Here is a 9,695-nt window from a genome sequence, read left to right on the forward strand (position 1 = left end):
ATGGTATAGATTACTGGTTGAAGGGTAATTCCATATCCTTATCTATTCTTCGTTGGTACAGCAGAACTCAGTCTGTCTCAAAATTAAACATATTCCCTCCGTCTTCTTTCTTCTTCAACCCGAAATTATAACGCAGGTTCAAAGTAAATCTCCGTGTGTCTGCTCTTCTTGAACCAACGGCTGAAATGCTTCCCTGGTTGATCGTGAAATCGTTTTTGTTGGTATAGAAAATGTCATTCATAGAGGCTGTTATCATCAGTTTTTTGCTGAGGAACTGCCTGTTGACGCTCAGGTTCAGGTTGCCGAAATTGCTGAGTTCATAAAACTGCAGCTGCCCCTTCATCCGGAAGAAGCCGTTTAATGAAATGGTAGAGAGCTTGTCTATTTTGAATTGCTGGAAGGTAAAGAACGACCAGCTGCCCCGCTTGAACTTCAGCGGACTGTTTTCGTAAAGACCGTTGTAATCATTGAGGTTAAACTGGCTGCCGATTACGAAGAAGTACTTTTTACCCGGAGGCACAGCTCCTAATAGTCTGAAATAGGTTTCCTGGTTTTTGCCCAGGTTATCGTAAGTTCTGAATGCCACACTCGGATTCTGAGGGTTCTGGTAAATCACACTCGTGAAAATATCCTGGGTATAATTCCTTCCCAGTGCAAAGATCGGGCGGTCTTCAAAACTGATGTTCATCTCATAGTTTTGGGTAAACTGAGGTCTTAGTCCCGGATTTCCGGATTCATATAAATACTGATCAATAAACCTCGGGAAAGGGTTCAGGTATTCATACACCGGCCTGGTGATGGTTCTTCTGGCTACGAGGTAAGCCCGCATTTCATAACTGGCGATTTTACCCAGCTTCCTGCTAAAGTAAACATACGGAAATAAGTCTGTCCTTCTGAGCTTAAACGAAGTGTTTGCCGGCACGGTCTGGTGTCCGTACATGTTAGTATTCTCCAGGCGTGTCCCTACTTTCAGTATAAACTCCCCGAAGGTCTTGGAGGCTTGCACATAAGCTGCGTTGATGTTTTCCCTGTAGTTGAACGTGTTGGTCCTGAAAAGGTCCGGTTCTTCCACATCACCGTTAAGCCTGTTGTATTTGGTTTCACTGTTGAATCGCTGGATGGAAGTTTTTAAACCGGCTTCAATCAAGATCTTCTTCGGCAATTTATATCTCAGGTCGGTTTGTGCCGTGAAAAGATTCCGGCCGTTGTCCCAGTTACCGTTTCCGGCCAGGCCCGTTGCTGCCGGGATTTTAAAGATCGTTTCATAGTCCTGGTTGCCTTTGTTCAGAAAGTAATTATAAGACACGTCCGTTGTGATCTCAGAACCGAGGCTGTCGATTTTGTATTTGGTCGAGAAACCCTGGGTAATGCCATAGGCATCTGTATTGTTGCCCACTTTGTTGAGGTTTTCACTGACGGGCGACGGATTGTTCAGTTTGGTGATGATGCTGGTGTTGGAAGCATTCGACTCTCCTGCATTCAGGTTGAAACGGCCGTCATAATTGATGTCCCATTTTTTGTTTAGCTCGTAATTCAGGCCAAGACCTGCGTAAAAAGATTGTCCGGGAAAAGTCGTCCAGGCTTTCTGACTGATGAGATTATCCGTCGAAAAACTTCTGTTCGTAATTACTTCCTCAAAGCTGTTCCGGCGGCTGTAGTTCAGGTTCAGGAATGAGTTTCTCCTGCCTTCGTTATTGTTGAGGTTAACGCCCACAAACTGGTTGCCGTATCTTCCCTGGCTCATACCGGCGTTCAGACTTCCGGTCCGGCCTATTTTCACTCCTTTTTTCAGGATAATATTGACTACACCGCCGCCGCCACTGGCGTCATATTTGGCTGAAGGCGTCCTCATGATCTCGATCCTGTCGATGCTGCCCGGAGGCAGGCTTTTCAGGATGGAAGCAATGTCGGCCGCACTCATTTTCTGTTCACGGCCATTGATATAGATAGAAGCTGGCGAAGAATTGCTCAGGTAAACATTGCCTTCCTGGTCGACAAACAAGCCCGGTGTCTTCTCCAGTATCTCCAGGGCACTGGTACTCGTGCTGGCTATCGGTTCCGGATCGACAATCGTTTTATCGTCTTCCTGTTTCATGAACGGCTTCTTCGCCGTAACGGTCACCGCCTGCAAAAGCAGGTTGTCTTCCTCCAGGATGAAGGATACAGAAAGATTCTTATCTGTCACATTCAGACCTTTTGTCTGGGTTTTAAAGCCCACAGAGCTGGCCGATATGGTATACTGTGCATTGCCGGGAAGGTTGATTTTTAAGATACCCAGGGTGTCGGTAGTACCATAGAAAACCCTGGCCGAGTCAGCCCTGTTCGTGATCTTCAGGGTAGTCCCGAATACCGGGGCCCCTGATTTCTCAGAAGTTTTGATTTGAATAAGGGGATTTTGAGCTTCAGCCATAAATCCGCAAAGAAACAACAGGGAAACGAGTAGTAATCTGGGCATTAAATAGATTTCGGTATAAGTAAAAGCAATACAAAATTACGTGATTTTCAGCCTGTAAATCAAATAAATAAGGTTGAATGGCTGAATCAGGGTACAAAAAGTGTCTTTGAGAAGACTTTAAATGCAAAAAGCCCCGGTCTGAGGCTTTTTGTATGATTTATGACAAGAGCTGAGACTTATTTTTTCTCGGCCAGTTCTTTTACTTTTTCGTAGATCATCACCTGGTTGGAAGCGATTTTCGAGAAACCTCTCACATCGTCACCACTCCATGCATTGTTCATTTCGCCGTAGCTGCCGAACACAGGAGACATCAGGTCATAATCAGATTTTATACCCAGCAACTGGAAGTTGTAAGGAGCCAGTTTCACCCTTACTTCACCCGTCACGTGCGACTGCGAGCTTTCAAGGAACTGCTCAATGTCTCTCAGAACCGGTTCGTTAAACTGTCCTTCGTGCAACAGCATACCATACCATTCCGAAAGGTTTTGTTTCCAGTATTGCTGCCATTTGGTCAGTACATGTTTTTCCAGCAAGTGGTGGGCTTTGATGATGATCAGCGGAGCAGCTGCTTCAAAACCTACACGGCCTTTGATACCGATGATGGTGTCACCCACGTGTATGTCACGGCCGATACCGAACGGAGACGCCAGGTCATGCAGTCTTCTGATGGCATCTACCGGGTTTTTGAAACGTTTGCCGTTTACGCCTTTCAGCTCACCTTTGGTAAATTGAAGGGTGATTTCCGTGCTTTTCTTTTTAGTCACTTGAGTAGGGTATGCCGACTCCGGAAGTGAATCCCATGAGTTAAGCGTTTCTTTTCCGCCTACAGAAGTACCCCAGAGTCCCTGGTTGATCGAATAAGTTGATTTGCTCCATTCCCTCACCACACCTTTGGCTTTCAGGAATTCGATTTCCGCTTCTCTTGATAATTTCAGGTCACGGATAGGGGTGATGATCTCAGCATCAGGCACGATGATCCTGAAAGCCATGTCGAATCTCACCTGGTCGTTTCCGGCACCTGTACTGCCATGGGCAATGGCCTTGGCATCAATGCTTTTGGCGTATTCTGCCACCGCTACAGCCTGGAATATCCTTTCAGCACTTACCGAAAGCGGGTAAGTATTGTTTTTCAGGATGTTGCCATACACCAGGAAGCGGATACATTCCTTATAATATTTATCAGCGACACGGGCCGTGTAATGAGATTTTACACCCAGTTCAATGGCCTTACGCTCAATATCTTCTATTTCTTCATTGGTAAAACCGCCGGTATCCACCAGCACAGAATGCACCTCCATTCCTTTTTCTTCGGCCAGGTATTTAACACAAAAAGAAGTGTCCAAACCACCGCTGAAAGCCAAAACAACTTTTTTCATATCTTTATATTTCTTTCTTCAGGCTTCTGACCTTCAGAATTTTGAGTTTAAAATCAGGGTGCAAAAATAGGACTTCCCGACGATAAATTGATGATCCGCTTTAAAATAATTGTGATTTTTGGGGAAGGGGGGACTCAGGCAGGAGAAGTGCGGCTTGTTCATCTGAAAATGGAATCATGGTCAGAAACTGTTAACAACAAACCTGTTGTCAGCGGTTTAATAAACAGGTCCGAATCCCGCATCTGTTAAAATTTCACCCTCACCCCATCATCCTATCTCTTTTTGTTCTACCTTTGTCGCAGTTATGGGTGTCAACAAGCAGCTTCCGGCTGATGAAATGACTTAATAGGGAATCATGTGTGAAACATGAGCTGTCCCCGCAACTGTAAGGTTCTTTTTCGGATATTAACGAAAAGACGCTTTTCTTCGAAACCACTGGCTCTGCCGGGAAGGTAAAAAGCGATGAACCGAGCCAGGAGACCTGCCCGCAATTATTCTTGTTTGTGCTTTACGGTGGATGAAAGCAAATGAGCGATTGCCTTTTTTGATTATTTTTTCGACACGAAATGTTAAAATCACTTCCAAAATTACTTTTGGCAGGTATTTGTCTGCTTTCAGTCAGAGCTGTGGCCGCTGAAAAGTATGACTCAACGGTTGCTTTTACCCTTTCGGTTGGTAGCGATACACTTAATCCGGAGAAAGTCAGGCAGTTAGAGGAGGTCAGGGTTCATGGGTTTTCGCCCGACCGTTTTATGGTGGGGCTTAAGGTGCAAAGGATTGACTCCGCACTTTTGTCGGCCTACCAGTTTCAGACTTTAGCAGATTTTTTGCAATACCAATCGCCCGTCGCTTTTAAAAGCTATGGCAGCGGGCAGCTCGCTTCGATTGCTTTCCGGGGTACTTCGGCCAGCCACACAGCAGTGTTGTGGAACGGCATCAATATCAACAGTCCTACGGTAGGACAAACTGATTTTTCAACCATTCCTTTACTGGGTTTTGATAAAATGGCCATCCAGTACGGTTCGGCGGCCAGTTGTGTGGGTACAGACGCGGTCGGCGGAAGCCTTCTGCTGCATTCAGAGCCGGACTGGAAACAACATGGGCTCAATTTTACTGCCGGCATTCAATACGGAAGTTTTGACAATTATAACGGAAGGGTGGGCCTGAGGTTTGTCAGGAATACCCAAAAAGGGATACAATTGTCGGGCAAAACCCTGCTGTATGGCAGCCGGTTCAATAATCATTTCAAAGAAACAGAGCGGTCGAACGGGAAACAGACCTATCCCATGGAGCCTTCTGAAACCAGGCAGATGGGTTTGGTGCAGGACCTTTACCTGAAACAGAAAAATGGGGATTATGTGTCGTTTCATCTCTGGCTGACGGACAACAACCTGACTATACAACCGGATGTCATCCAGTTTTTGGAACGCACCCAGACGTCTGCCTCACGATTCCTGCTGAATTACCAGTGGGGAAACACCAATTTCAAGACCGCCTTTGTAAGAGACATTATAGATTATGGAAAAGCTGATTTTTTGACGCCCAGTCATTCGCAGACTGACCGCTACATCGCCAGGGCCGAGCATGAACTCTTGTTTAAAAAGACATTTGTTCCCGGACAAACCAACCTCAAGATCGGAGGAGAATTTGTCCATTATGTGGCCCTGGTAGATGGATACAGTATCAATGCGATTGAAGAAAACAGGGGGGATGCCTTTGTCCTACTGAGGCAAACTTTCTCAAGCCGCCTAACTGCTTCCATTAATCTGAGACAGGCCCTTTCATCCAAATATAAAGTGCCTTTCACCCCCTCTTTCGGGTTTGAATACCTGGTGATTTCAAAGACCGATAAAAAACTGAAATGGAGTGGAAACATTGCCAGGAGCTACCGTCTGCCTACCCTGAATGAGCGATACTGGGCAGTGCTGGGTAATCCTGACATCCGTCCGGAAAATGGCTTCAATAAAGAACTCGGTCTGAACCTGGAGCAAAACCTTTCGGAAAAACTAAGCGGAAACCTGGGGGTGAATGCTTACCATAATTTAATTGATGACTGGACTTACTGGAATCCGGACAAGGGCTACCGGGTCGAAAACCTGCAGCAGGTACTGGCGAAAGGGGCGGAGTTCTCGCTTGGGATCAAATATCAGCACGGTCATTTAAGCTCAGGCTTAACGTCGCAATATGCTTATAATCACACCTCACAGCAACGGGTTTATGATGCTTATGCGGTGGATATCGTAGGTAAGCAACTGATTTATGTTCCCCTTCATACTTTGACCAACAACGCTTTTGTCAGGTGGAAAAACTGGTTTCTGAATGTGCAGGGACTGTATTATTCAGAGCGGTACATCACTTTTGACCATTCGGGCAGGCCTTTTCCGCCCTATTTTTTACTGAATACACTTTTGAGCACCTCCCTGAAACTAGGGAAAGTGCAGGGGCAGGTCAATCTACAGGCCAATAACCTGACGGATACGGTTTATCCGTCGGTCAAGAAAAACGCCATGCCCGGCCGGAATTTCAACATCGGATTAGTTCTTAATTTTTAATATAACTTATATCACAATGTATTTCAAATCGCCTTTTTTTAAATTCCTTACACTCGGAGCTTTGGTTCTTGTCCTGAACTCATGTTCTGATGACACTACAGAGCCTGTTCCGTCTCAGCCTTTCGATAAAGGGTTGTTTATCATCAATGCAGGTAACTTCGGAGACAATAACGGCAGCATTACTTTTTTTGAGCCGACATTAAAAATGATCAGTTATGATATTTTCCAGACTCAGAACACCCGTTCACTGGCTGGTGGAGCAAGGGATTACGTGGAAGTGGATGGCAAAGGCCTGATTCCGGTAGATAACATGACGCCTGGTAAAGACCTGGTTGAGATCGTGACTGCCGGTACTTTCAAATCTGTGGGTACTATTCCATCTACTGAGGTGGAGAACCCGAGATATGTTGCCAAGGCAGGTGCCAACAAAGCCTATGTGTCTTGCTGGGATACCTTTAATGAAGACTATTCTTACAAACCTGGTTACCTGGTCGTTGTTGACCTTGTGACCAACAAAGTGACCAAAAAGATTGTCGTCGAAAAAGGAGCAGAAAAACTGCTGGTAAGCGGCAGCGAGGTGATCGTCGGAAGCGTGGGTGGTGACAAAACCATTACTTTTATCAATACCCAGACAGATGCTCCGGCCAGGTCGGTGGAGGTAGGAATAAATCCTGATCTGATCGGGATTGATGCCAACGGAAAATTGTGGTTGTATGCCGGAGGAGAACTGGTTAAGTTCAACCTTTCTTCCAAGACCGTCGAAAGCCGTATCAAAATTGTTTCTCCGGTGGCAGGTAAATCAGCGGGGAATTTTGCCATGAGCAAAGATAAACAGACGGTGTTTTATGTGAACTCATTTTATGATCCGGCAGATGGCTATAAGCTGAAAGGAGAGACTTACAGCTTTGGTGTGAATGATGCCACTGTTCTGGCTATCAAGCCATTCATCAACAGGTTGTTTACAGGTTTGGGTGTGGATCCGTCAACCGGAATTCTTTATGCCGGATTTACGCCGTCTTACAAACAGGCCGGATATGTGATCAGATACCAGCCAAACGGAACGCTGATAGATTCACTGAAAGCGGAAATCGCTCCAAGCGGATTTTTCTTTAAGTAAGCTTGTCTGAAGATATAGCAGGGACGTTTGAATATAGTGTAGAGGCGTTGCATGCAACGCCTCTACACTATATTACTCATATGAAACGAATGCGGACCCCGCCGGATTTTTTAGAAATAAGTGCACTGATGATCGTTTTATTTTGCAATTTTAAGGTTAAAGAATGTTCTCATGAAACATGCCCCGGAAGAATGCCCCAGATGCGGAGAGGTTTTTACCTGCAAAGTAAATTCAGTGACCAGGTGTGACTGTCAGAAGGTATTCCTGACCAAAAAAGAGACTGAATATATCCGCCTCCTTTCCATTATGCAATATGAGGGCGGATGCCTTTGTAACCGCTGCCTTGAGGAGCTTAAAAAGGAATCGGAGACTGCCTGATCATTATTTTTTCTGATGCCGCGATATTGATCATTGATTTTTCGTCAATTGGTGATACCTTTGGAAGTTGCATTTCTTAATAAAAAAGACGTTCCGGGTTATGGAAATTTTTCTGGTAAGGCATACTGAAGTGGCCATTGAATCAGGTATATGTTACGGGCAGTCGGAGGTTTACCTCAGGCCGTCTTACTTAACGGATATCAGGAAGGTCACGGACAGGCTACCGGATGACTTTGATGCGTTTTACAGCAGCCCGTCTGCCAGGTGTCAGCAACTGGCCTCCAAACTCAATACCACCCAGATCATATTGGATAAACGCCTCATGGAGCTGAATTTCGGTGCCTGGGAAATGAAGCGATGGAGTGAGATCCCGGAAGATGAGCTGGGTCCCTGGACAAAAGACTTTGTGAATCATCGTCCTGCGGGAGGCGAAGGATATTACGCTCTTGAACTACGCATCAGTACTTTTATCAAAGATTTATTAAAATCCGGGCATAAAAAAGTGGTGATCGTTACACACGGTGGGCCGATCAGGCATTTTATCAAATATGTTTTGAAAATACCTTCTGAAAACATCTACAAAATTCAGATAGAACCGGGGCAGATTGTGAGGCTGAAGATCAGCGATGATAAAAGCACGGATACCCTGATCTCTATCTCGTAAATTCTTTCTGCGGGACAGTGCCCGCGTTTTATTCTCTTTTGCTATTTCCCTGGTTTCAAACGCCGGAAAGTGGCAACATCAGAGCACAAAGCGTCAACTCAGATCTCAATACCTCTAAATCAGTACTTCGTAGATCAGCCGGATATACCTTGAGATTATAAATCGGAGCTAGAAGCTCGGGCCGATAGGTTCGGGGAGCATAATTTGGAGCTAAAAGCTCGGGCCGATAGGTTCGGAGATTATAAATCGGAGCTAAAAGCTCGGGCCGATAGGTTCGGAGATTATAAATCGGAGCTAAAAGCTCGGGCCGATAGGTTCGGGGCGTATAATTTGGAGCTAAAAGCTCGGGCTGATAGGTTCGGAGCGTATAACTTGGAGCTAAAAGCTCGGGCCGATAGGTTCGGAGATTATAAATCGGAGCTAAAAGCTCGGGCCGATAGGTTCGGAGATTATAAATCGGAGCTAAAAGCTCGGGCCTATAGGTTCGGAGCGTATAACTTGGAGCTAAAAGCTCGGGCTGATAGGTTCGAACAGTATAAGTTGGAGCTAAAAGCTTGGGCTGATAGGTTTCAACAGTATAAGTTGGAGCTAAAAGCTCGGGCTGATAGTGTCAAAGCTATTATTCCGACGTTAATGACCGGAATGGATATTTTCGAAACTTCATCAGTGATGCTTTAAGGGTAACAGGAGTTCATTAAATTGTCTTCGGAGCTTTCATGTTTCCTTCATGACCCTCATAATACCTCAATGGAAGGCCTCAAAGCAGCTGCTTTGGCCAAGTCAGACACTTTTATAAACCTTTTTGTCTCAGACAGGTCCTCTTAACTTCGGTCAGAGACCGAATTACGCCGTCCGGTGCGTCTGGAGACGCGGGACAGCTGGCTAAAAGCTCGGACGGATACTTTCGAAACTTCATCCTTGATGCTTTACGGGTAATAAGAGCCCCTTGGCTTATCTTCGAAGCTTTCTTCTCTTCCTCATGACCCTCATGGTAGCTCAATGGAGGGCCCCGAAGTGGCTGATCTGGCCAATGCAAACATTTTTATAAGCCTTTTTGCCTCAGACAGGCCCTCTTGACTTCGGTCAGAGACCGAATTACGCCGTCCGGTGCGTCTGGAGACGCGGGACAGCTGGCTAAAAGCTCGGACGGATA

General features: G+C 45.7%; 6 protein-coding genes and 1 riboswitch. Of the genes, 4 read left to right on the forward strand and 2 right to left on the reverse strand.

Annotated elements, in window-relative coordinates; translation table 11 throughout:
* Nucleotides 1–67: 67 nt before the first annotated feature.
* Nucleotides 68–2,455, reverse strand: a complete 2,388-nt coding sequence (locus GVN16_RS20800; protein ID WP_166565869.1) for an outer membrane beta-barrel protein — start codon at nt 2,453–2,455, stop codon at nt 68–70.
* 176 nt (nt 2,456–2,631) lie between these two features.
* On the reverse strand, nt 2,632–3,831 hold the full coding sequence (argG, locus tag GVN16_RS20805; RefSeq protein ID WP_166565870.1) for an argininosuccinate synthase: 1,200 nt from the start codon (nt 3,829–3,831) through the stop codon (nt 2,632–2,634).
* Between the two features lie 289 nt (nt 3,832–4,120).
* Nucleotides 4,121–4,335: riboswitch (cobalamin riboswitch) on the forward strand.
* Nucleotides 4,336–4,397: 62 nt separating this feature from the next.
* Between argG and GVN16_RS20810 the strand changes: the two genes are divergently transcribed.
* The 4 genes from GVN16_RS20810 (at nt 4,398) to cobC (ending at nt 8,542) form a co-directional block, all read left to right on the forward strand.
* A complete protein-coding gene (locus GVN16_RS20810; protein ID WP_166565871.1) occupies nt 4,398–6,383 on the forward strand; it encodes a TonB-dependent siderophore receptor in 1,986 nt (661 codons plus the stop codon).
* A 16-nt stretch (nt 6,384–6,399) separates the two neighbouring features.
* Nucleotides 6,400–7,500, forward strand: coding sequence for a YncE family protein (locus GVN16_RS20815; RefSeq protein WP_229244277.1), 1,101 nt, complete (start codon nt 6,400–6,402; stop codon nt 7,498–7,500).
* Nucleotides 7,501–7,671: 171 nt separating this feature from the next.
* Nucleotides 7,672–7,878: a cysteine-rich CWC family protein gene (locus GVN16_RS20820; RefSeq protein WP_166565872.1), complete on the forward strand. Its 207-nt coding sequence runs from the start codon at nt 7,672–7,674 to the stop codon at nt 7,876–7,878.
* A gap of 100 nt (nt 7,879–7,978) precedes the next feature.
* Nucleotides 7,979–8,542, forward strand: a complete 564-nt coding sequence (gene cobC / locus GVN16_RS20825) for an alpha-ribazole phosphatase (protein WP_166565873.1) — start codon at nt 7,979–7,981, stop codon at nt 8,540–8,542.
* Nucleotides 8,543–9,695: the final 1,153 nt, after the last annotated feature.

The sequence above is a fragment of the Emticicia sp. CRIBPO genome, from assembly GCF_009905725.1.
Classification (GTDB): Bacteria; Bacteroidota; Bacteroidia; order Cytophagales; family Spirosomataceae; genus Leadbetterella.